We start from the raw sequence: 23,292 nt of genomic DNA on the forward strand, positions 1-23,292 counted from the left end.
CCGGGGCCCGCCAAAAGTCGTCGGCGGTACTGGGCGGGGTCGTAGTCCGGGTCGTCGTGCCAGGGGTAGCGGCGGTGGACGGTCGGGACGTACGGCTCGGGCTCCGGTCGCTGGGTGGGCTCGGGGCTCGGCGTGCCCCCGTCGGCCACGGCCCAGCGGCCGCGCGCACGCCCACCCCACCAACGGTTCCGGTGGTCGCGCGCCATGGACCCCATTCTGCCCGGCGCGGGACCTCCGGTGCCGGTTCCGCGGCGGGCGAGCCGGATCACTCCCGGGTGAGCCGCACGCGGAAGGTCTCGGGCCACCGCTTGCCGGTGAGCAGGTACTCGTCCCCGGACACGTGGGCGATGCCGTTGAGCACGTCCGTGCCCGCGCGCTGCTCGCGGGTGAGCAGACCGCTCGCGTCGACCTCGGCGGTGACCGCGCCGGTCGCGGGGTCGATCCGCACGATCCGGTCGGTGCGCCAGACGTTCGCCCACACCTGCCCGTCGACGCACTCCAGCTCGTTGAGCTCGGTCACCGGCGCGCCGTCGAGCGTGACGGCGACCGAGCCGGTCTCGGCGAACGTCTCCGGGTCGTGGAAGCGGAGCCGGTCGGTGCCGTCGGAGCGGACCAGCCTGGTGGGCTCGGCGCACAGGCCCCAGCCCTCACCCTGGACCGGGACCCGGCGCAGCAGGGTGAACGTGGCCCGGTCCCACTCCAGCGCGACGCCGTCCTGCCAGGTCAGCTGCCAGATCCGCGGCCCCACGACGGTGATCCCCTCGCCGAACAGCCCCGCGGGCAGCGGGACGGCGCGGCGGACGGCACCGGTGGCCGCGTCGAGCTCGCGCAGCTGGGACCGGTCGACCAGTCCCGTGCCCTCGTAGAGGGTCCCGGGGTCGTCCGGGGCGAGCTCCAGGCCTTGGGTGAAGGCGGTCGGGTCGTGCGGGAGGGTGCCCAGCACCTCGACCCTGGGGACGGTCGCGGACGCGCCGCAGGCGGCGAGGAGCGCGACCGTCGCCAGCAGGGAGCCCAGGAGGAGACGCACCGCGGGATCATGTCGCACCCGGATGGCACAATCGACCCGACCGACCCAGGCGAGGGAGTGCGATGTCCACGATCACCGCAGGCACGGCGGCCGATGCGGCGTCGGCGGCCGTCGAGCGGGCCCGCGCCGCGGCCGTCGAGGAGGCCGCGGAGGACCTCGGGGCCGAGGCTGCGGAGGCCGCCGTCGGGGCGCACCTGGGGTCCGTCGTCGAGGAGGGTGGCGCCGTCACGCACCACTTCGCCGCGGAGGTCGCGGGGTACCGGGGCTGGCGCTGGTCGGTGACCCTGGCCGCGGTCGAGGCGGCACCCGTGACCGTCAGCGAGGTCGTGCTGCTGCCCGGGGACGAGGCGCTGGTCGGGCCGAGCTGGGTGCCGTGGCAGGAGCGCATCCGACCCGGTGACCTGGGCCCCGGCGACCTGCTGCCGGTCGACCCGGACGACACCCGGCTCGTGCCCGCGTACGTGGAGTCGGACGATCCCGCCGTCGAGGAGGTCGCCGTCGAGATCGGGCTCGGCCGCACCCGCGTGCTCAGCCGCGAGGGCCGGATCGATGCCGCCGCCCGCTGGCAGGACGCCCACGGGCCGGACACCGACATGGCGCGCGCGGCGTCCGACGTGTGCGGGACCTGCGGGTTCTTCGTGCCGCTCGCCGGTTCGCTGCGCGCGGGCTTCGGGGTGTGCGCGAACGAGTACGCGACCACGGACGGCACCGCGGTGTCCGTCGAGTTCGGCTGCGGCGCGCACTCCGAGATCGAGGTGAAGGTCGGCTCGCCGGTGCACGTCGCCGCCCTGGTGTAGTGGAGGTGCTCGACGGGCCGGGCGCGGCCGCCGAGCTCGTCGCGACGACCCCGGCGGACGTCGTGCTCAACGGGATCACCGGATCGCGTGGTCTCGGCCCCACCCTGGCGGCGCTGGCCGCGGGGGCCACCCTCGCGTTGGCCAACAAGGAGTCCCTCGTCGCGGGCGGGCCGCTGGTGACCAGGGCGGCCGGGGTCGACCAGATCGTCCCCGTCGACTCCGAGCACTCGGCGCTGGCCCAGTGCCTGCGGGCGGGCACCCGGGACGAGGTCGCGCGGCTGGTGCTCACGGCGTCCCGTCCGCGGCAGGGACCGATGTGGACATTGCACTCCTCACGTCGTCGTGGAGCCGGGCTACGAAAAGAGTGTACTCGTTGTGAACTCCCGGGCCGAGGATGTTCTCGCAGCGTAATCGCGCAGTTCAGGCCTGGTCGCCGCCCCGCGTGGGATCCCGGGTCGAGTTCCCACCACTGATTCGTGCGAAGCCCTCCGGCGTGGTCGTACGCTTCGAGGTGGTGCGGAGACCGCCGCGAGCGACACGGCGGACCCGTGGGAAGAGGGAGAACGACATGAACCGTTTGCAGGGCAAGATCGCCTTGGTCACCGGTGCCGGCCACGGCCAGGGGCGCAGCCACGCCGTCCGGATGGCCGAGGAGGGTGCCGATCTCATCCTGGTCGACGTCGGCGACCAGCCCGCCGACGTCTCCTACCCGATGGCCACGGCCGCCGAGCTCGACGAGACCGTGAAGCTGGTCGAGGCCCACGACCGACGGGTGCACGTGGCCCATGTGGACGTCCGCGACCGGGAGGGTCTGACGGCGGCGGTCGCGGCGGGCGCGACCGCACTGGGTGGCCTCGACGTGGTGTCCGCCAACGCCGGTGTGTGTTTCGCCGAGAGCTGGGACACCGCCGACTCCGCTGTCTGGGAGACCACCCTCGGGATCAACATGACGGGGGTGTGGAACACCTGCCTGGCCGCCCTCCCCCACCTCGTCGAGCGCGGCGGCGGGTCGATCGTGATCACCAGCTCCTACGCGGGGGTCCGCGGGGCGCCGTTCCTGGCCGCCTACACGGCGTCGAAGCACGGCGTGGTCGGGCTGATGCGGTCGCTCGCCCTCGAGCTCGCCGAGCACGCCGTCCGCGTGAACACGGTGCACCCCACCGGTGTGAGCGACACCTTCATGGCCGGTGCCGCGCCGCTGTTCCCGCTCCTGGAGAAGCACCCGAAGCTCGGGTCGGCGTACGTGAACGCCCTCGACGTCCAGACCGTCGAACCGGTCGACATCAGCAACGCCGTGGTCTTCCTCGCCTCGGACGAGTCCCGCTACATCACCGGCCTCGAGCTGAAGGTCGACGCCGGCGTGAGCCTCTGACCGCGGTCCCCCGCACCGGGACGTCCGGGCCCGTGGGCCCGGACATCCCGGGGGACTCGTCAGGTGACCGCGCCCGCGATCTTCAGCGCGAGGAGCGCCTCGTCGTCTAGGCCCAGCTCGCGCAGGACCTCGTCGGTGTGCTCGGCGAACTGCGGGGCCCGCCGGAGGTTCGCCGGGGTCTCGTCGAACTGCACCGGGTTGGTGACGAGCTCCCGGTCGACCCCGTCGGCGTCGACGACGGGGGCGATGAAGCCGTTGGCGCGCAGCGACACGTCCCGGCCGACCTCGTAGGAGTTCTGCACCGCGGCCCACTGGCCCTTCATGCCCTCGAACGTCTCGACCCACTCGTCGAAGGTCCGGGACTCCATGATCTCGGCGACGATCTCCGCCGCCTCCAGGGCGTTCGCCATGATCTTCTCGGTCGAGTCGAAGCGCTCGTCGGCCGCCAGGTCCTCGCGACCGACCACGCTGCAGAACTCCGGCCAGTACACGCCGGGCTGGAGCATGGAGAACTCCAACCAGCGCCCGTCCGCGGTGCGGTAGTTGCCGATCAGCGGGTTGGTCGCGGAGCCGTGCTTCGGGTGCTCCCGCTCCGGGAGGGGCCCGTCCGCCATGAGCGCGAGGTTCACGGAGAACTGGGTGGCCCAGGCCCCGACCCCGAGCAGGGACACGTCGACCACCGACGGCTCGCCGGTCGCCTTGCGGGAGTAGAGCGCGGCGGCGATCCCGCCGGCGATGGTCATCCCGCCGATCGAGTCGCCGTAGGCACCGGCGGGCATCCGCATCAGCCGGTCGGAGTCCTTCGGGGTCACACCCGAGGCACTCCCGCCGCGGGCCCAGAACGCGGTGCTGTCGTACCCGCCCTTGTCCGCCTCGGGTCCGCGGGCACCGAAACCGCTGCCCCGGACGTAGATGATGTCCGGGTTGATCGCCCGGATGTCCGCCACGTCGATCTTGAGCCGCGACCGGGGGCCGGGGAGGAAGTTCGTGAGGAACACGTCGGCGGAGCGCACCAGTGCCTCGAACGCCTCACGGGCCTCGGGCTTCTCCAGCGCGATGCCGACACTGCGCTTGCCGCGGTTCGGCCCCTCCATGATGGGGAAGAACGAGGAGCCCTTGCTCGACACGTCCAGCCCGAGGAGCCGGACGAGCCCGCGCTGGGCGTCGCCGCGCTCCGCGTGCTCGATCTTGATCACGTCAGCGCCCCAGTCCGCGAGCACGGCTCCCGCCGCGGGCACGAACGTGAACTGCGCGACCTCCAGGACCCGAACGCCCTCCATCGGTCGATGCACCGAACCGCCTCCTCGTCGACGTCGACTGGCCCCGCGCTCGCGAGGTCTCCACTGTCCCCCGCATAACAGTATACGAAACTGTCACGCGGCGGATCCGGCATCCCACCACTCACCGGGGTCGGCAGCGACTCTCACCACCCACGGACAGGTGCATCACCCGCGGCGCCCGTCGGGACCGGCGGCCTCCTCGAGCGTGGCGAGCAATAAGGGGCACACATTCCCGTCGCCGCGAACGCGCAGCTCACCCTGCGCCGGTGATCCCGACGTACCTGAGGTCGAAGACCCCCTGGAAGTCCGCCTGACCGATCGTCTCGACGCCCGTGACCCGGGTGGAGTGAGCCACCTGAGTGGGGAGCGCACACAGGAACACGTCCATGGCCTGGTCGACCGCGATCGAGGACGCCTCCTGCAGCGTGCGGTCGACCTGCTCGACCGAGAGGGCGGAGTCGAAGGCCGCGTTCACGGCCGCCTCGAAACCCGACGGTGTCGGCCCCGGGTACCGGTTCGTGACGAGGTAGTTGTCGCGGAGGGTGATCGCCGCCGTCGGCCCGGCCGTGCGTACCTGCATGTACGAGTCGAACGGCGACTGCGAGTTCCACAGGCTGTTGACCTGCACCGGATCCTGCGCCTCGATCCGCACCCGGACCCCGATCTCGGCGAGCTGGGCCTGCACCGCGGGGGCCATCTTGTCCTGCGGGGAGAGGCCGGCGCCGACCAGCATGGTCATCTCGAACCCGTCGGGGAGGCCCGCCTCGGCCAGCAAGGCCTTCGCTCTGGACACGTCACGCGAGTAGGTGACCGGCGGGGCCACCAGATGGCCGCGGCCGTCGAACACCGGTGGCAGCGGTTGGCCGTTGGGCGCACACTGACCGGACAGGATCGCGTCGTCCAGCCCGACCCGGTCGACCGCGAAGTTCAGCGCCTGCCGCACCTTCACCTGGTCCACATGGGGCCGGAGAGTGTTGAGCTGCAGCGCGTAGGTCGCCGCCGCCGGGTACGAGTGCACCGCGAAGTCCGGGCCCAGACTCGAGGCCTGGGCGTGCTGGCCGACCTTGGCGAGCATCATGTCGATCTGTCCGGAGCGCAGCGCACTCAGCCGGGCGTTGTCGTTCGTGATGCCGACGATCTCCAGCCCGGCGAGAGTGGTCGCCGCCGGGTCCCAGTAGTCAGGGGCTCGCTCGTAGGTGACCCCGTCACCCAGCCGGACGGACGTCGCGACGAACGGTCCCGACCCGTCCGGCCTGCGGTCGAGGTCCGAACGCCCGAGCGAAGCCGGGTTGATGATCGAGCCGATCGACGTCGAGACCACGTACGGGAGGTCGGCAGCGGGCCGGTTCGCGGTGAACCTCACCGTGCGCGGGTCCACCACGTCGATCCCGCTGATCATGCTCAGATTGTTCTTGACCGTCGACTCCGGCAGGTGGAGCGCCCTGTCGAAGCTGGCCTTCACCGCGTCCGCGGTGACCGGTGAGCCGTCGTGGAACGTCACGTCGTCGCGCAGGACGAAGGTGACCTCCCGGCCGTCGGGGCTGAAGGACCAACCGGTCGCCAACATGGGTTCGAGCTCCGGCCCACCCGTGATCTGGGTGAGCCGGTCGTACAGCGGGAACAGGTAGGTCTCCTGCGCGATGTAGCTCGCCGAGACGTGGGGGTCGAGTCCTGCAGGCGCGACGGTGTAGGCGAAGCGCAACACACCGTCGCGAGTCGCACGCCCTGCCGCGGGGTCGTCGGAGCCTCCCGGGGAGCCACCGCACCCTGCGAGAAGCGCGACGAGGAGAACGAGCGCCACGATCGGGAAGGGTCGTCTGACGGTCGGATGCATGACTCTCCAGTCACTCGAGGTCGCGGGGGGTGCGAGCCACGTCGGCCGGAACCGTTACGGCAGCATCGGTCTCGACGCCCGCCCAGACCCGCCTACGCTCGCCGGCCGGGTCGTCCAGGACCCTCGGCCGTTCGTCGATGATCATCGTTCGGCGCCGCCCGGCCTCGTAGCGCGGCCAGGTCGGCAAGCCCCCCTGGTTCGGGGAGCCCGATCGTGCGAAGGCCGCCCATGTCCTGCACACGTCCCGGGCGAGTCGGCGCGACACCGGCGTCGGCTCACCCAGCATCGCCCGAGACCCGTCCGCGTCGAGGCTGTCGAACACGAACGGGATCTCCAGGCCGTGAGCACTCCCGAGATCGCCGCCTGCGTAACGGAACTCGTACATCCACGTCGGCACGCCCGCCGTGGCGACCTGGTCGGCGATGCGCAGGGCCGGAATCAGGAACCTGCGATCCCCCTCGAGGTGGACGAGCGCGTCGGACGGCTCGCGGCCCCTCAGGTACACCCGCTCGGCCTGGTCTGCGCGCCTGCCGAAGGAGGTGCCGATCCGGCTCCTGACGAACTCCGCGGACCGGTCGTAGAAGTCCGGGTCCAACGCCTCGACGATCCGCATCTCGTCGGCGTTCGTGCCGATCAACAGGCCATCCAGCCAGGTCACCGACGCCATCACGGCTGCCGGATGGCGGGGCAACACGTCCGTTCCGACGACCGGCGCGAACGCGCCACCCGCGCCACCGGCAGACTTCGCCGCTCGCCATACCGTCGCGGCGGCCGCGGCCTGTGCGGCGAGCAGTCGCTCCGTCGGAACGGTGCGCAGGGCCGCCACCCCGGTGGGATCCGGCCGCAGGTCGAGGTGGGACAGCACGTCCTTCGCCACCGCTGTCGCCTCGGATCGGCTCCGGACGCCGGCGGGTCCTCCACTCTGCAGAACGGCCCGCCGGAACAGCCCGGTCGCAGCGGGTGTGCCGAGGAGTGCCCCGACGCTCATCGCCCCGGCCGACTCGCCGATCACCGTGACCCGGTCCGGGTCACCACCGAACGCCGCGATCTCGTCCCGGACCCAGCGCAACGCCGCCACCTGGTCGAGGAGGCCCCAGGCTCCGGAGCCCTCCTCCCCCTCCACCACGTCACCCAGGAAGAGGTAGCCGAGCGCGCCCAGACGATAGTTCACCCCGACGACGACCACGTCGCCGTGGCGGGCCATCGCCGCACCGTCGGTTCTCGGGGTGCATCCGGAGCCGTTCACGAAGTTCCCGCCGTGCAACCAGACGACGACGGGTCGGGCGGCGTCGTCGACCGCGGGAGTCCAGACGCTCAGCGTCAGGCAGTCCTCGTGCTGCCGCGCACCGGGACGCCCGTAGCGACGTTCCAGCGGAGTCAGGACCTGAGGCGCGACCGGGCCTGGCGCCATCGCGTCGCGGACCCCGGACCAGGGCAGGACGGGTTCGGGTGCCCGGAACCGCCGGACGCCGACCGGGGCGGCTGCGAACGGCACCCCGTGGAAGGCCGTGATGCCATCCGCGGTCAGCCCGCGGAGCATCCCGGCGGTGACCGTCACCCGGGGAGGGTCGACACCACGTCCCATCACCTACGAACCCCATTCGACACTGAACGGTCACCAGTCGGCAGAAAAGCCGCCCACCTGACAGTAGAGCAGGATGTTCACTGTCGGTAGAGCGTTGTTCTCGCTTGCCTGGGTTGTGCTTCTCACCGACGGCTCCTCGGATACCGGCACCAAGTTAGGTAGACCTCACTATCATGGAACTGTGATTCCATTGACACTAGATTGACCTTCTACTAGCGTCGTCGGCACGCACCGGGCCGGAAGGCGAGGACAATGGCGACCACCACCGCGTCACCCCTTCATGATCTGGACAGTCTCCAGTCGTTCGTCGACGGCGACTTCGTCGAGGGAGTCGATCACCTCGACGTTCACCATCCGGCGACCGACGAGCCGATAGCCCGGGTGTCCTGTGCGGGCATCGGCCAGGTCGAGCGCGCGATCCTGGCGGCACGTCGTGCTTTCGACGAAGGCCCGTGGCCCTCGACCAGCCCGGCCGAGCGGGCCGCCGCGGTACTGAGGATGATCGACCACCTGGAGGACTCGGAAGCCGCCCTGGTGGACCTGGTGGTGGCCGAGACGGGTTGCCCCCGCAGGGTCGCCGGTCCCGTCCAGGTGCGGATGCCACTCGCGCAGGCGCGCGAGTCGGTGTCCCTGTTCGGGTCCCTGCCGGACACGTATCCCAACGCCGTTCCCCTCGCGGAGGCGGTCGGGCGGGACTCCGTCACGCTCAGCGTGATGCGACACGCTCCGGTCGGCGTCGTCGTCGCCGTGTCGGCGTACAACTTCCCGCTGCACCTCGCCCTCTGGAAGGTGCTGCCCGCCCTCTTGGCGGGCAACACCGTGATCCTCCGGCCGAGCCCACTCACGCCCCTCACCGCACTGGCGCTGGCCCGTGCGGGGATCGCAGCCGGACTCCCGCGGGGGGTGCTGAACGTCGTCGTGGAGTCGGGCACCTCGGGCGCCCAGCTCATGACCACCCACCCCGCAGTCGACGTCGTCAGCTTCACCGGTTCCACGGCCGTCGGGCGCGCCATCGCCGCCCAGGCGGCGCCGACGCTGAAACGGGTCCTCCTCGAGCTCGGCGGGAAGTCCGTGGGGCTCTACCTCCCGGGGTCCCTCGACCGGGTCGGCGCCGGGGTCGCGGGCATGATGGCGAACCACGCAGGCCAGGCGTGCGTGGCGCAGTCCCGGGTGCTGGTCCCCCGCGAGTTCCACGGCGAAGCGATCGAATCGATCTGCGCGGCCGTCCGGGAGCTGCGGCTCGGCGATCCGAACGATCCCGAGACCACGGTCGGCCCCCTGGCCGGCTCGGTCCACGCGCGACGCGTCGTCGACATGATCGAGCTGGGTCGCCGGGAGGGCGCCGCCGTCGTCGCAGGGGGAGGTCACCCGTCGCGCCTCGGCGGGAGACTGGCAGCCGGGAACTACGTCGAACCGACGGTGCTCGACTGTCCCGACCAGCGCATCACTCCCGCTCGCGAGGAGATCTTCGGACCGGTCGTCTGTGTCCTGGCCTACGACGATCCCGACCACGCCGTCGCACTGGCGAACGACTCGTCGTTCGCGTTGTCCGCAGGGGTGTACGGCGATCCCGCCGAGGCGCTCGCGATCGCAGTGCGGCTGGACGCAGGCACGGTGGCCGTCAACCGCCCCTTCGCCTCCGCCTACGTCTCCTCGGGTGGATGGAAGCAGAGCGGGATCGGACGCGAACGCGGGATCGAAGGACTGCGCGCCTTCCAACGGATCAAACACCTGGCGGTCAGCCACTGATCGGCGACACCTCAGTGACGAGAAAGGTCTTCCATGAGCCTGACCGATGATCGTTCGACATTTACGGAAAGGCCGGACAAGACCGGGGTATTCGCCGGCGTGCGCATTCTCGAGGTGGCCCAATGGACATTCGCGCCTGCCGCGGCCGCGGTCTTCGCCGACCTCGGGGCGGATGTCCTGAAGATCGAACATCCCGTCACCGGTGACCCGCAACGCGGCTTGGTGACCTCCGGTATGACGCCGAGCCTGAACGACGTCAACCTCGTGATGGCGCAGACCAACCGGGGCAAGCGCAGCCTCGGCCTCGATCTCCGGGACGAACAGGGCATGGAGATCCTGCGCCTGCTGATCGACCGCTCCGACGTGTTCCTCACCAACTTCCTCGGTCCCGCCCGGACGAAGCTGGGCATCGACGAGCACGAGGTCCGCGAGCGCAATCCGCGCATCGTCTACGCGCGAGCCACCGGTCAGGGGCCTCTCGGACCGGCGGCGGACCGGGGCGGTTACGACGCCTCCTCGTTCTGGATGCACGGCGGCATCGCCTCGACCCTGGGGACACCAGGAGATCTGCCGCCGAACCAACCACCCGCGTTCGGGGACAAGGCGGGCGCCATGAACCTCGCGTTCGGGATCGCCTCGGCCCTCTACCGCCGCGAGCGCACCGGGCTCGGCAGCACCGTCGACGTCTCCTTGCTGTCGACGGCCTTGTGGCAGAACTCAAGCGCCCTGGTCTACAGCGCGGCGAGCGGCACCGATTTCCGGGTACAGGGCCGTGCGGTGAAGAACCCGCTCGTCCACGGCTACCTGACCGCCGATGGGCGGACCATCGGGCTGGTCCTGCTGGAGTCGGATCGCTACTGGCCCGATCTCTGCCGTCACCTGGGCCGGCCGGACCTCGTCGACGACGTCCGGTTCCGCGACTCCGCGGCCAGAAGCCGGAACGCAGCCGACTGCGTCGCCGAGCTCACCCGGATCTTCGCGAGCGCACCCTGGGCGCAGTGGAAGGTGCGACTCGAGGGCCTCGACGCCCCGTGGTCGGTGGCCCAGCACCTCACCGAGCTCTCCGACGACGAGCAGGTGCGGGCCAACGACTACCTCTGCACGTCGGACCAGGGCGGGACGGAGGTCACGCTGGTGCCGCCACCCACCCGGTTCGACGGCGAGTCCCCGGTACTGACGCGGGCTCCCGAGCACGGCGAGCACTCCGAGGAGGTGATGCTCGAGCTCGGGTTCAGCTGGGAACAGATCGCGAAGTTCAAGGACGCAGGCGTGCTGTGACGCGCAGCCCCACGGAAGGACAACGACGTCTCATGACCGACAAGCTCAACCTCGACTGGCTGATCTCCGTCGACGACCACATCATCGAACCCGCCCACCTGTGGGAGCGCTGGCTCCCCCGCAGCCTGCGCGAGCGCGGTCCCCGACTCCTCACCGGGGACGACGGCATCGAGGCCTGGACCTACCTCGGCAAGCGGGTGCCGACCAACGGGCTGTCCGCGACGGTCGGCCGCGAGAAGCGCGACTTCTCACCGGAGCCGTTGGGGTACAGGGACATGCGGCCCGGGTGCTACGACCCTCACGCCCGGGTCGAGGACATGAACGAGGCCGGCATCCTCGCCTCCCTCTCCTTCCCCACCTTCCCCCGCTTCTGCGGCCAGACCTTCTTCGAGGGGGACGACAAGGAGCTCGGGCTGGAGTGCATCCTCGCGTACAACAACTGGATGATCGACGAGTGGTCGGCCTCGGCACCCGGCCGGTACATCCCGCTGGCGCTGATCCCCCTGTGGGACCCCGAGGCGGCCGCCGCCGAGGTGCGCCGAGTCGCGGGCCGGGGGGTGCGTGCCGTGGCCTTCAGCGAGAACCCCGAGCCGCTCGGCCTGCCCACGATCAACGACCCCGGTCGCTACTGGGACCCGTTCCTCCGTGCGGCGGAGGAGTGCGGCGTCGTCGTCTGCATGCACGTGGGGTCGTCCTCCCAGATCCCGAAGATCAACTCCGACACCTCCTTCATGGCGAACCTCGCCTGGGGTGCGGTGCGGACCTCGGGAACCATGCTGGACTGGCTGTTCAGCGGCGTCTTCGTCCGATTCCCCCAGCTCAAGATCGCCCTGTCCGAGGGCAACATCGGGTGGATGCCCTACTTCCTCGAGCGAGCCGAGCAGGTGATCGACAAGCAGCGGTTCTGGGTCGAGCGGGGCGTCGACTTCGACCCGAACAAGGGCAGCGCACAGGAGCGGACCGACGACGGCGACCAGTCGATCGACTACCTGACCTTCGACATCCGGCAGACCTTCCGAGACCACGTCTACGGCTGCTTCATCGACGACGTCGCAGGCATCCGCAACCTCGACCTGATCGGCGAGGACAACGTGATGATCGAGGTCGACTACCCGCACTCGGACACCACGTGGCCGGACTCGATGAAGCTCGCCTCCGACCGGTTGGCCGGGCTGGCTCCGGAGACGCGGTACAAGGTGTTGCGCGGCAACGCCGAGCGGCTCTTCCAGTTCACCCCGACCGACCCGGCCACGCTGCCGACTCCCGGCACGTCCGCCTGAGACCGACCGAGTACCCGGAAGGAGGGGCCGATGGGGCCGTTGGACGGAAAGGTCGCGTTCATCACCGGGGCGGGGCGGGGCCAGGGCCGCTCGCACGCGGTCACCCTCGCTGCCGCGGGCGCGGACATCGTCGCCACCGACATCGGCCTGGGGCGGGTCGACACCGTGCCCTATCCCCTCGCCTCGCAGGAAGACCTGGACGAGACGGGCCGACTCGTCGAGAAGACCGGTCGGAGGTGCCTGACCATCGCCGCGGACGTCCGCGACATCGAGGCCCTGGACGGGGCGGTCGCCGCGGGGATCCGTGAGTTCGGCGGGATCGACATCGCCCTCGCCAACGCCGGGGTCCTGCACCTGGGTGCGGCGGAACCCGACCTCACTACCACGGCGGCGGCCTGGCGTGACGCGGTCGACGTCATGATGACCGGGGCGTTCAACACGGTCAAGGTCGTCGCGGGCCCGATGGTCGAACGGGGCCGGGGAGGCTCGATCGTGATCACCAGTTCGGTCGCGGGCCTGAAGGGCATGTCCGACGGCAGCGGTGGGCTCACGGGGTACAACGCGGCCAAGCACGGTGTCGTCGGGATCATGCGAGGCTTCGCCCAGGTACTGGGGCCACACCAGATCAGGGTCAACACGGTGCACCCGATGGCGGTGAACACGGAGATGATCCACAACGAGGTCTCCCGCCGGTTCCTGAGCATCCCGGAGGCGGGGGAGGTCGTCGGGAACAAGCGGGTCCTCCCGGTCACGTCGATCGACCCCGTCGAGGTCAGCAACGCGATCCTGTGGCTCGTCAGCGACGCGGCCCGCTACGTCACCGGGGTCACCCTGCCCGTCGACGCCGGAATCACGGTCGCATGAGCAGCCCGTCCACGAAGAGGAGGCGAGCGAGATGGCAGGCGAGCCGACGATAGTCGGGCTCGGTCTGAGCCCACAGGGGCGGCGCCTCGGCGTCTCCCGTCGTGAGCTCCGCCGCAGGGCGATCGACGAGGCGTTGGCCGACGCCGGTCTGCACCGCAGGCAGGTGGACGCCTGCATCTGCATCGGAACCGAGCTCGAGGACCTGCGCTATGCCGGGCTGACCCCGCGGACCTCCTTCGCGCTGAACTCGGGAGGTGCCTCTCCCGGGTTGTCCGTGTTGGTCGCGGGCGGACTCCTGGCGACCGGCCAGGCCGAGTACGTCGTGTGTGTCTACGGCGAGGCCTGGACCGGCGAGGCACCTCGGCTCACGCCCCATCATGGTGCGTCCACCGGGACGGACCTCGGGGGGTACAGCTACGGATACCCGTACCTGCACGGGCTGGTCGGGCCGGCGTCGGTCTACGCCCTCGCCGCCCAGCACTACCTGGACCGTCACGGTGGGGGGTCGGAGGACCTCGCGGCCGTCGCCGTGACGGAGCGGTCCTACGGGGCGGTCCGGCCCGGCGCCGTGGGCTTCGGGGAACCGATCACGGTGTCGGACCATCAGGAGTCCCGCATGATCGTGGACCCGCTGCGGTTGCTCGACTGCTCTCGCCCGACCGACGGTGCCGTCGCCGTGGTCGTGACCTCGCCGGCTCGCGCCGCGGACTGCGCCGCGACACCCGTCGCCGTCCTCGGCGCCGGCACCGGCCACAACCTGGAGAACTGGTGGAACGGCACGATGTTCCGCCGGACCGGAGCCGCCCCCGACGCCGCGCGGACCGCCTTCCGGCGGGCGGGCGTGGGACCGGAGGACATCGACGTGGCACAGCTCTACGCCCCGTTCTCCATCGCGGTCCTGCTCCAGCTCGAGGAGTACGGCTTCTGCGACGAGGGCGAGGCGGGTGCCTTCGTCCGCGGTGGTGGCACCGGGCCGAAGGGACGGCTGCCCACCAACACGGGCGGCGGCCAGCTCTCCGGCTTCTACGCCACCGGCTTCACGCCGCTCTCGGAGGGGATCCTGCAGGTCCGCGGGACGGCACCGTCCAGCCAGGTGCCGGGCGCAGAGCTCTGTCTGGTCAGCGGCAGTGGCGGCAACGGCGGGGTGCAGGGATCGTGGGCCCACGTCGGGATGATCTTGGGGAGGCCGCGGTGACCACCTTCCGCCCCTATCCGGGAGACGTCGTGGCCGACACCGCCGACGCCGTCTTCTGGCAGGCCTGCCGGGAGGAGCGCTACCTGGTGTCGCGCTGCTCGGACTGCGACCGCCACCTCTGGCCCGCAGGGGCCTGCCCGGACCACGGCATGGCGGGGATGACCTGGGTGGAGGCGTCGGGGAGGGGACGCCTCGTCTCGTGGACGGTCGTCCACCAGGACTACCCGAGCAGCTTCCGGGGAGCACCCGACACCACCGCGGTGATCGAGCTCGAGGAGGGCGCGTTCGTCCACTCGGCGTTGTCGTGTCGCGGGCGACCGAGCGTCGGGATGGCGGTCGAGGTCGCGTTCCACCAGATCGGGGACGGCGTCGTGATCCCGGTGTTCTGCACCGTCGGTGACGACACGGTCCGAGACCACCGACCACCCGGCGTTCCACCGCCGGGCCCGACAGGCGAAGGAGTGCGCGAACCATGACGGTGACGACGGAGAGGGAGACCGTGAGCGGATCTCCGCGGCCTACATCGCGACGTCCGGCGGGCCGGGTCGATCTGTGCGTGGCCGACCACGTCGCGACGGTCACGCTCAACGACCCCGAGTCCGGCAACGCGCTGACGGGGTCGCTCTGCGAGGAGCTGGCCCGGGTGTGGGCCCGGATCCGCGACGACGACGACGTCCGGGCGATCGTCATCCGGGCCGCCGGGCGGGACTTCTCGGTGTCGGAGACGGACGCCCTCGGCACCTGGCCGAAGAGCCACCGGGTGTGGAAGCCCCTGGTCACCGCCGTCCAGGGCGAGATCACCGGCGGAGGGCTCGACTGCCTCGCCGAGTCCGAGATCGTCCTGTGCTCCGACACCGCCATGCTCGTCGGCGTCGACACGGGCGCCGGTGCGGCGACCCTCGAGCCATCGGCCCTCGCCGGGTTGACCCGCAGGCTGCCTCTCGGGACCATCCTGCGGCTCACGGCGCTGGGCGTCGATCCACGCCTGTCCGCACGCGGCGCGATGCGTCTCGGCATCGTCAGCGAAGTGGTGTCCGGAGACCTGCTCTGGTCCCGGGCGGACGACGTGGCCCGCTCCATCGCCCGCCGCCCGCCGGCCGCGGTTCAAGCGGGCGTACGAGCGGTGTGGGACCTCACCGGCCCGGTGCGGAGGGTGACGGCGTCCGGCCGGCCCGGGGCGGTACCGTGAAGCCGTGACGGAGCTCTTCGACTGGCAGCGTCGCGCGTTGGAGAACTCGGAGTCCGTCCACCGGAGCCGGGCGCGCACCCTCGACATCGGGCAGCGGCTCATCGACGAGGCGCGGGAGCTGTTCTACGTCACGGGTAAGCCGTTCACCGTCAGCCAGCTGGTCGAGCGGGCCGGGATCGCGAACCAGACGTTCTACCGCTACTTCCCGAGCAAGGACGACCTCCTGCTGGCGGTGTTCGAGGACACCGTACGGAGGTCCTCGGAGCCCATCCGGCGGGCGGCTGTCGCCGAGCCGGACCCGGTGGCGCGACTGTCCCTGTTGCTGACCGAGACGATCGGCGGACGGCGTACCGATCCGTACGCACGGATGGTGGTGCAGGAGCACATGCGCCTCGCGGAGGATCACGCGGAGACCATCTCGCGCGTCGCGGACTGGATGCGCGACCTCGTGGCGACGACGATCGAGCAGGGTGTCGCGGAGGGAACGTTCGCCAGCCGGGACCCGCACGAGGACGCGCGAGTGATCGCGGACGGGCTCCGTATCACCGTTCATCACCTGGTACTCGGAGTCACGCGTGGCGAGCCTCGCGCGATCGCGGAGCACTACCTCGCCTTCTGCCTCGCCGCATTGCGCCCCGGCCGGACGTAGCGGCCACGGTCCCCGACCTCGCCATAGGCACGTTCCATCCAGACTAGAACGTCAGTCTTGTGAGAGATGGGCTCTTAACCTAGTCTGGCCTGACGACCGCAGGTGCTGGGCGTCCCAGGACGACAGCGCCCACCCACCATGGCTGCTCGACGCGCGCGGTCCTTCCCAGGGTGCACACGCCCGTTCCATCGGGAGGACCCGGCGTCGACACCGAACCCCCCGCAACGACGCGCACGGGAGGCGGCATGACCTCGGAGACGGATCCGGAGACCGGCTACGTCCGCCCGGACCTCGAACTTCTCGGCGACGAGCATGTCGCGCGCTACCGCGCCACCGCGGGTGAGATCGGTCATTCGTGGAACGGTGTCCATTGCCTGCTCCTGGCGGTCCCCGGGAGGCGGACCGGCATCGTGCGGAGGACCCCGCTGATCTACGGCTGCGACGGGGCGACCTCTCTCGTCGTCGCGTCCAACGGTGGCTCGCAGGGGCACCCGAGCTGGTATCTCAACGTGGTGGCGGCGGGCTCCGCGGAGATCCAGGTCGGTCCTCAGACGATGACCGTCGACTGTCGACCGATCACCGAGCCGGATCGGTACGACCTGGCGTGGGCGCGGATGTGCGCGCTCTGGCCCAACTACGCGGTCTACCGCAGGCGGACATCGCGGACCATCCCGATCGTGGCCCTTCTCCCCCGCTGGTGACCCCGGGGCCATCCCCTGAGCATCCATACCCGACCGAGCGGTGCTTTCGACGAGGAGAACACCCATGAAGGCAAGACGATCGGCACGACGACTGCTCGGCCTGGTCGCCGCGGCGGCACTCACCGTGCTCGCCGCATGCGGCGGGGGCACGACCGGAGCCGACGCCGGGCCCGACCCCAACGGAACGATCCGCGTCGGGACCTTCCTGGATCTCATCGGGGGAACCAACTTCGACCCGACCAGGTCCGCGACGGTGAGCGACCAGGAGTACCTCCAGCTCGTGTACGGGACGCTGCTGCGGCGGTATGCGGACGGTCGGTACGAGCCGTGGATGGCCGAGTCGGTCGAGATCACCGACCCGCGGACCCTGACCGTCCGGCTGCGGGCGGGTCTCACCTTCAGCGACGGAAGCCCGTTCGACGCGAACGCGGTGCGTGCGGGGCTCCTGCGCAACCGGGACCAGGCGACCGAGCGCACCAAGGCCGGACAGAACCAGTTGTTCCGCCAGCTCCAGGACGTCGCGGTCACGGGTCCGCTCGCCCTCACGCTGACCATCGGGGCACCGGTGGCCAACGACTTCCGCCAGGTCCTGGCGGGCCGTGAGTCCATGATCGTGTCACCCGCTGCGGACCCCGGGACCCTCAACACCGCGCCGGTCGGTGCGGGCCCGTTCACCCTCGAGAGCTTCGTTCCGCAGCAGGAGATCCTCCTGGCGCGCAACCGGGCGTACTTCGACCCCGACCACTACCGGCTCGGGAAGGTGCAGCTCGTCCACACCCCCAACGGTCCAGGGCGGTCCAACGTCCTGTTGTCCGGCGACGTCGACCTGGTCCAACCGCTCTCGGTCGCCGATGTCACTCGGTTCGAGTCCGCCCCGTACCGCACTCTGAAGTCCATCAAGGACTTCGGCTACACGTATTTCGTCATGTGCACCACCAAACCCCCGTTCGACGACCTCCGGATCCGCCAGGCACTCCAGCTCGGCATCGATCGGAACGGGGTCAATCAGCTGCTCTACGCAGGGCAGGGGCAACCGGCGTACGGACTCTGGCCCGCGGACAGCCCCAACTACAACCCCGCCGTCGAGCAGGTGGTGCGGTTCGACCCGGACCGGGCGCGACAGCTGGTGGCCGAGTCCGGCCTCGGTGGCACACCGATCGAGCTCTACTGGCCCACCAACGTCAACCTCGAACGCCTCGCCGAGATCGTCCGGGTCCAGCTGGCGGACATCGGCCTCACGATCGACGTCAAGCCGACCCGCGACATCGTGGCCGAGTTCTCGGCTCCGCAGAAGCCCGGAGCAGAGCTGTTGCCGGGCTCCCGCACGGGAATGGACAAGTACCTGCGCTCGCTCGCGCCGGGTGCGGTGCAGAACCTGTGCGGAGCGGATCAGCGAGGCCTCGTGGCGGACGTTCTCGCCGTCGGCGGCGCCCCGGACGACGCCGCCGCCGCCGCGGGCTACCGCGATCTCGAGCTGAAGATCGCTCAGCAGGCCGTTCTGGTCCCCATCGCCTACGAGCCCGAGTACGTCGTGTGGAACGAGGAGCGGCTCGGCGGGGAGGTCCGGGTCAGCGGCGTCAACTACGGCTACGACCTGCAGGACGCCTTCGTCAAGGCCACGGCCTGACCCACCCACCCGCCGGTCCCCCGGCCCCGCCCCGCCCCACCCACCGCACCGGAGGCCCCGTGGCAAGCCTGATCCTGCGCCGCCTGATCATCCTGGTCCCGCTCCTCGCGATCGTCTCGTTCGTGTTGTTCAGCCTGGTCGTCCTGATACCAGGGGACGCCGCCACGACCCTGGCGGGCGGTGGGGACGCCTCCGTCGCGGACATCGAGCGGATCCGGAGCGAGCTCGGTCTCGACCGTCCGTTCCTGGTCCAGTACGGGAGCTGGCTGTGGGGGGTGCTGCACCTCGACTTCGGGGTGTCGCTGGACTCCGGGACGCCGGTGGCCGCGGAGCTGCTCGCACGGCTCCCCATCACCCTGTCCCTGGTCGTCGCCACGATGATCGTGACCATCCCGCTCGCGCTCGGCCTCGGGATCTGGAGCGGCCTGCGCGCCGGGCACGGGGAGGACAGGGCCGTCCTCGCCGGAACCAGCCTCGCGATCGCGATGCCACCCTTCTGGGTCGCCCTGCTGTTGGTCTCCCTGTTCGCCGTCGTCCTGCGCTGGCTCCCGCCTGCCGGGTACACGCCGTTCAGCGAGGATCCGGCGGGCTGGCTGCACCGCATCGTCCTGCCCGCCCTGGCGCTGGCGGCGTTCCCCGTCGCCGTGCTCGTGCGGCAGTTGCGGGGTGGCCTCGTCGACACCATGCACAAGGCCTTCATCCGCACCGCGTGGGCGAAGGGCGGGAGTCCGCGGCAGGTGGTCCTGGGCCACGCCCTCAAGAGCGCGGCGATGCCGGCGGTCACCGTCCTCGGTCTCCAGGTCGCCACCCTGCTCGGCGGCAGCGTCGTGATCGAGCAGGTGTTCACCATCCCCGGGATCGGCAGCTACCTCCTCAACGCGATCAACACCCAGGACCTGCCGGCGATCCAGGCCGTCGCCCTCGTGTTCGTGGTGACGAACGTCCTGGTCAGCCTGGTCGTCGACCTGACGTACGGAGTCCTCAACCCGAAGGTGCGCACGTCATGAGCCCCAGAGCCACCGCAGGCCCGACCGCCGCCGCGCTCCGCCGGTTCCGCCGCGACCGGGTCCCGATGATCGCGCTCGCGTTCCTCGTCGTCGTCACCGTCGCCGGGGTGCTGGCCGGAGTCCTCGCACCGTTCGAACCCTTCGCCCAGCTCGCGGGTCCGCCCTTCGACGGGCCCTCCGCCGCGCACCTGCTCGGCACCGACGACCTCGGTCGTGACGTGCTGAGCAGGCTGTTGTACGGCGCACGGGTCAGCATGGAGGTCAGCATCCTGACGGTGGCGGGCGCGCTGGTCGTCGCCCTGCCCCTCGGCCTGGTGGCGGGATACTCGGGACGGCGGGTCGATCAGGTCCTGATGCGCGTGATGGACGCGCTGATGAGCTTCCCCGCCCTCGTACTGGCCATCGTGCTGGTCGCGGTGCTCGGTCCGAGCCTGACCAACACGATGCTGGCGATCGGGGTCTTCCTGGTCCCGACCTTCTGCCGCCTCGTGCGCGGTCAGGCGCTCGCCGTCCGTGAGGAGGCCTACGTGGACGCATCCCGGTCGATCGGCACCCCGGATCGCACGATCATCCTGCGGCACGTCCTGCCCAACCTGCTCTCGCCGATGATCGTGCAGGCCACGACGACGCTGGGCATGGTCCTCATCGCCGAGGCCTCGCTCAGCTTCCTCGGGCTGGGCGCTCAACCACCGCAGGTCAGCTGGGGCGCGATGCTCCGCCAGGCCTACGAGTTCATCCTCGTCGATCCCTCGCTCATGCTGGCACCCGGGATCGCCATCGCCTTGACCGTCTTCGCCTTCAACGTCGTCGGCGACGGCCTGCTCGACGCCCTCGGCAGGCTCGGTCCGGGGACCCGGCGACGCAAGGGGGCCCAGCTGGGTCTGACCGCGGTCGACCGGCGCCAGGACGACGCCGGCGGGGGCGACCCGCCGGATCCCGGTTCGCTCCTGTCGGTCCGGGGGCTCCGGATCGAGTTCGACACGCCGACGGGCCCGGTGACCGTCGTCCAGGACGTCTCGTTCGACATCGCCCGTGGTGAGACCCTCGGCCTGGTCGGTGAGAGTGGTTCGGGCAAGACCGTGACGTCGCTGTCCGTGCTCCGGTTGCTGCTCGCACCGGCCGCGAGGGTGACGGCGGGCCGGGCGTTCTTCGACGGCCGAGACCTGCTCGGGCTCTCCAGGGAGTCGTTGCAACAGGTCCGCGGGCGTGAGATCGGTGTCGTGTTCCAGGATCCGATGGCGAGCCTGACACCCTCGCTCACCGTCCTCGACCAGGTCGCCGAAGTCGTTCGCTGGCATCAGGACGTGAGCAGGGCGACCGCGCGGGAGCGGGCTCTGGAGATGCTCGGCCTGGTCGGCATCGCGCCGGAGCGCGCCTCCTCCTACCCCCACGAGTTCTCCGGCGGGATGCAGCAGCGGGCGGCGATCGCCGTCGCCCTGGTGTGCGGTCCCAAGCTGCTGATCGCCGACGAGCCCACGACCGCTCTCGACGTCACCGTGCAGGCCCAGATCCTCGACCTGCTGCGCGACCTGAGTGCCCGGCTGGGCCTCGCCGTGCTCTTCGTGACCCACGACCTCGGGGTGATCGCCGAGATCGCCGATCGGGTGGTCGTGATGTACGCGGGCCAGGTCGTGGAGACAGCGAGCGTGCGACGACTCTTCCACAGCCCGCGGCACCCCTACGCGGATGCGTTGCTCCGCTCCATGCCCGACCGGACACCGTGGGGCGAGGACCTCGCGACGTTGCCCGGGCGGGTGCCTCCACCGTCCGCGTTCGGGCCGGGCTGTCGGCTGGCCCCGAGGTGTGCCCATGCCGAGGACGTCTGCTCCGCGCAACCGATCGACCTACGCGGCCACGCGGGCGACGACGACCACCTCGTCCGCTGCAGGCGGGCGGAGGACCTCGTGCTGGATCGGAGCGCCCGATGACCAAGCCGACCACGCCGACCACGCCGACCACGCCGACCACGGGCGAGGCGGCCCTGCTGGAGCTGCAGGGCGTCAGCCGGACCTTCGCCGTACGGGACGGGTTCCTCCGCCGGGTCCGCTCGCGGGTCAGCGCGGTCTCCGACGTGAGCCTGACGCTGCGCGCGGGCGAGACGCTCGGGGTCGTCGGCGAGTCCGGTTCGGGCAAGTCCACGCTCGGACGGGTGGCGCTGCGGCTGCTGGAACCGACCGCGGGCGTCGTCCGCTACGACGGACGGGACGTGAGCCACGCCGGCCGAGCCGAGCGTCGGACCCTCCGACGCGATGCGCAGATGGTGTTCCAGAACCCCTATTCCTCGTTCAACCCCCTGCTCCCGGTCGGTCGTAGCGTCGAGGAACCACTCGAGGTCCACACCGAGCTGGGCCCGGGTGAGCGGCGGACCCGCCTCGGCGAGCTCACCGATCTCGTCGGGCTGTCGGCGGAGCACCTCGAGCGGTACCCGGGTGAGCTGTCGGGCGGACAGCTGCAACGGCTCGGCATCGCCCGCGCGCTGGCGGCCCGGCCGCGGTTCGTCGTCCTCGACGAACCCGTCTCCTCCCTGGACGTGTCCACCCAGGCACAGGTGATCAACGTCCTGCGAGACGTGCAGCGCGAGCTGGGCGTGGGGTATCTGCTCATCGCCCACAACCCGGCGTTGGTCCGGCACGCCAGCAACCGGATCGCGGTGATGTACATGGGCGAGATCGTCGAGGTGGGCGAGGCCCGCACCGTCTACGACGACCCCCGACACCCCTACACCCGGGCGCTGCTGTCCGCGGTGCCCGTCGCGGACCCGGACCTCATCGGGCGCAGACCGCGGATCGTGTTGTCGGGCGGTCCGCCGGACCCGACGCACCCTCCGTCCGGCTGTCGTTTCCACCCGCGGTGTCCCGAGGCGCTGGAGGTGTGCGCACGGGTGAGCCCTCCGGTCACCACGACCGCGGACGGGCGCCGGGTCAGCTGCCATCTCCTCACCCTCGGGCCGGCTACCGAGCAGGCGCGAGTGTCCGACGGTGCGGTGCCACCACTCGTCGACCGGAGTCGGGCGGCATCGGGGCCGCGCGGTGCCTGAGCCGACGGGCCCGGTCCGGCTCGGGATCGTCTGCAGGCCCGACCCACCCGTCGTCGCCGAGCTCGAGGCCATGCCCCTCGACTCCCTGTGGGTGGGTGGGCACGTCTGCTCGGCCCACGCGACCGAGGAACCGATGGGTCAGCTCGCCCGGTTGAGCGCGCTGAGCACACGGGCGCGGATCGGTACCGCCGTCGTCCCGCTGCCCCTCTATCCGCCCGCCATCGTCGCCAAACAGGTCGCCGACCTGGACCAGGCGACCGAGGGACGGGTGAGTCTCGGCGTGGGGACCGGTGGCGAGTACCCCCAGGAGTTCCGCGCGTGCGAGGTGTCGCCGCAGGGGCGGGGTGGCCGGCTCGACGAACAGATCGCACTCCTGCGCGCGCTGTGGAGCGGGTCGGACGTCACCCATCGAGGTCGGCACCACACCGTGGTCGACGTGCGGATGCGGCCCACTCCCCGGCGTCCCGGCGGCGTCCCGATCCTCGTCGCCGGGCGAGGGCCGCGGGCGATGCGCCGAGCAGGGCGACTCGGCGACGGCTGGTTGCCGTACCTCTACTCCCCCGTGCGCTACGCGGAGTCGGTCGTCGCCGTCGAGGCCCAGCGCGTGGCCGCAGGTCGTGCCGGAACGCCGTTCGAGTGGGCGGTCTTCCTCTTCTGTCGGATCGGGGTCGACGGTCCTGCGGCACGGGCGGAGGCGGTCGCGGCCCTCACCGCCCTCCACGGTCGCGACGCGGGCAGGCTGCTCGGGCGCGGTGTCCTGGCAGGCGCACCCGGACGTCGTCGGAGGAGCTGAAGAAGCAGGTCCTGCCCTCGCTGGCCTC

General features: G+C 71.0%; 21 protein-coding genes and 1 pseudogene. 17 read left to right on the forward strand and 5 right to left on the reverse strand.

From position 1 onward, the window contains the following. Nucleotides 1–206 (reverse strand): hypothetical protein (locus H5J29_RS02005; protein ID WP_181779157.1); only part of this gene is annotated, 206 nt, incomplete at its 3' end. Nucleotides 207–265: 59 nt separating this feature from the next. Next, nucleotides 266–1,027: a glutaminyl-peptide cyclotransferase gene (locus tag H5J29_RS02010; protein WP_181779158.1), complete on the reverse strand. Its 762-nt coding sequence runs from the start codon at nt 1,025–1,027 to the stop codon at nt 266–268. A 62-nt stretch (nt 1,028–1,089) separates the two neighbouring features. Between H5J29_RS02010 and H5J29_RS02015 the strand changes: the two genes are divergently transcribed. From H5J29_RS02015 to H5J29_RS02025, 3 genes and pseudogenes are all read left to right on the forward strand, one after another. Next, nucleotides 1,090–1,824, forward strand: coding sequence for a DUF3027 domain-containing protein (locus tag H5J29_RS02015; RefSeq protein ID WP_181779159.1), 735 nt, complete (start codon nt 1,090–1,092; stop codon nt 1,822–1,824). 5 nt (nt 1,825–1,829) lie between these two features. Then, a pseudogene (locus H5J29_RS02020) lies at nt 1,830–2,120 on the forward strand (1-deoxy-D-xylulose-5-phosphate reductoisomerase); the annotation flags it as partial. Between the two features lie 272 nt (nt 2,121–2,392). After that, the gene (locus H5J29_RS02025; protein WP_181779160.1) at nt 2,393–3,196 is read left to right on the forward strand and encodes a mycofactocin-coupled SDR family oxidoreductase; all 804 of its coding nucleotides are present in this window, start codon (nt 2,393–2,395) and stop codon (nt 3,194–3,196) included. Nucleotides 3,197–3,255: 59 nt separating this feature from the next. Here the strand turns inward: H5J29_RS02025 and H5J29_RS02030 are convergent, their stop codons facing one another. From H5J29_RS02030 to H5J29_RS02040, 3 genes are all read right to left on the reverse strand, one after another. Continuing rightward, nucleotides 3,256–4,488 carry a CaiB/BaiF CoA transferase family protein gene (locus H5J29_RS02030; RefSeq protein ID WP_312858018.1) on the reverse strand — a complete coding sequence of 411 codons (1,233 nt, stop codon included), beginning with the start codon at nt 4,486–4,488 and terminating at the stop codon, nt 3,256–3,258. A gap of 241 nt (nt 4,489–4,729) precedes the next feature. Continuing rightward, entirely contained in the window at nt 4,730–6,181 is a 1,452-nt protein-coding gene (locus H5J29_RS02035) for an ABC transporter substrate-binding protein (RefSeq protein WP_181779161.1), read from the reverse strand. 139 nt (nt 6,182–6,320) lie between these two features. Next, nucleotides 6,321–7,868 (reverse strand): carboxylesterase/lipase family protein, encoded by a 1,548-nt coding sequence (locus H5J29_RS02040; RefSeq protein WP_181779162.1) that lies wholly within the window; start codon nt 7,866–7,868, stop codon nt 6,321–6,323. 279 nt (nt 7,869–8,147) lie between these two features. On the opposite strand from H5J29_RS02040, the gene H5J29_RS02045 reads away from it, so the two are divergent. The 14 genes from H5J29_RS02045 to H5J29_RS02110 all read left to right on the forward strand — a co-directional run bounded on the left by H5J29_RS02045 (nt 8,148) and on the right by H5J29_RS02110 (nt 23,264). Further along, complete coding sequence (locus tag H5J29_RS02045) at nt 8,148–9,644, forward strand: aldehyde dehydrogenase family protein (protein ID WP_181779163.1); 1,497 nt, start codon at nt 8,148–8,150, stop codon at nt 9,642–9,644. Between the two features lie 99 nt (nt 9,645–9,743). After that, entirely contained in the window at nt 9,744–10,922 is a 1,179-nt protein-coding gene (locus H5J29_RS02050; protein WP_220186888.1) for a CaiB/BaiF CoA transferase family protein, read from the forward strand. Between the two features lie 32 nt (nt 10,923–10,954). After that, complete coding sequence (locus H5J29_RS02055) at nt 10,955–12,202, forward strand: amidohydrolase family protein (RefSeq protein ID WP_181779165.1); 1,248 nt, start codon at nt 10,955–10,957, stop codon at nt 12,200–12,202. A gap of 30 nt (nt 12,203–12,232) precedes the next feature. Beyond that, the gene (locus H5J29_RS02060) at nt 12,233–13,066 is read left to right on the forward strand and encodes a mycofactocin-coupled SDR family oxidoreductase (protein ID WP_181779166.1); all 834 of its coding nucleotides are present in this window, start codon (nt 12,233–12,235) and stop codon (nt 13,064–13,066) included. A 31-nt stretch (nt 13,067–13,097) separates the two neighbouring features. Next, nucleotides 13,098–14,261, forward strand: coding sequence for a thiolase family protein (locus tag H5J29_RS02065; RefSeq protein WP_181779167.1), 1,164 nt, complete (start codon nt 13,098–13,100; stop codon nt 14,259–14,261). Further along, nucleotides 14,258–14,737, forward strand: coding sequence for a Zn-ribbon domain-containing OB-fold protein (locus H5J29_RS02070; protein ID WP_181779168.1), 480 nt, complete (start codon nt 14,258–14,260; stop codon nt 14,735–14,737). Before H5J29_RS02065 ends, H5J29_RS02070 begins: the two co-directional genes overlap by 4 nt. Nucleotides 14,738–14,817: 80 nt before the next feature. Further along, nucleotides 14,818–15,450, forward strand: a complete 633-nt coding sequence (locus tag H5J29_RS02075; RefSeq protein WP_181779169.1) for an enoyl-CoA hydratase/isomerase family protein — start codon at nt 14,818–14,820, stop codon at nt 15,448–15,450. A 4-nt stretch (nt 15,451–15,454) separates the two neighbouring features. Further along, complete coding sequence (locus H5J29_RS02080; RefSeq protein ID WP_181779170.1) at nt 15,455–16,099, forward strand: TetR/AcrR family transcriptional regulator; 645 nt, start codon at nt 15,455–15,457, stop codon at nt 16,097–16,099. Between the two features lie 245 nt (nt 16,100–16,344). Beyond that, nucleotides 16,345–16,800, forward strand: a complete 456-nt coding sequence (locus H5J29_RS02085; RefSeq protein ID WP_181779171.1) for a nitroreductase family deazaflavin-dependent oxidoreductase — start codon at nt 16,345–16,347, stop codon at nt 16,798–16,800. A 64-nt stretch (nt 16,801–16,864) separates the two neighbouring features. Next, complete coding sequence (locus tag H5J29_RS02090) at nt 16,865–18,427, forward strand: ABC transporter substrate-binding protein (protein WP_181779172.1); 1,563 nt, start codon at nt 16,865–16,867, stop codon at nt 18,425–18,427. A gap of 59 nt (nt 18,428–18,486) precedes the next feature. Next, nucleotides 18,487–19,434 carry an ABC transporter permease gene (locus H5J29_RS02095; RefSeq protein WP_181779173.1) on the forward strand — a complete coding sequence of 316 codons (948 nt, stop codon included), beginning with the start codon at nt 18,487–18,489 and terminating at the stop codon, nt 19,432–19,434. Continuing rightward, nucleotides 19,431–21,362, forward strand: coding sequence for a dipeptide/oligopeptide/nickel ABC transporter permease/ATP-binding protein (locus tag H5J29_RS02100; RefSeq protein WP_181779174.1), 1,932 nt, complete (start codon nt 19,431–19,433; stop codon nt 21,360–21,362). The genes H5J29_RS02095 and H5J29_RS02100 overlap by 4 nt, the downstream gene beginning before the upstream one ends. Further along, nucleotides 21,359–22,471 carry an ABC transporter ATP-binding protein gene (locus tag H5J29_RS02105; RefSeq protein ID WP_181779175.1) on the forward strand — a complete coding sequence of 371 codons (1,113 nt, stop codon included), beginning with the start codon at nt 21,359–21,361 and terminating at the stop codon, nt 22,469–22,471. The genes H5J29_RS02100 and H5J29_RS02105 overlap by 4 nt, the downstream gene beginning before the upstream one ends. Next, entirely contained in the window at nt 22,464–23,264 is an 801-nt protein-coding gene (locus H5J29_RS02110) for an LLM class flavin-dependent oxidoreductase (protein ID WP_220186889.1), read from the forward strand. Before H5J29_RS02105 ends, H5J29_RS02110 begins: the two co-directional genes overlap by 8 nt. Nucleotides 23,265–23,292 lie beyond the last annotated feature (28 nt).

Source organism: Pseudonocardia pini (genome assembly GCF_013870575.1).
Classification (GTDB): domain Bacteria; phylum Actinomycetota; class Actinomycetes; order Mycobacteriales; family Pseudonocardiaceae; genus Pseudonocardia; species Pseudonocardia pini.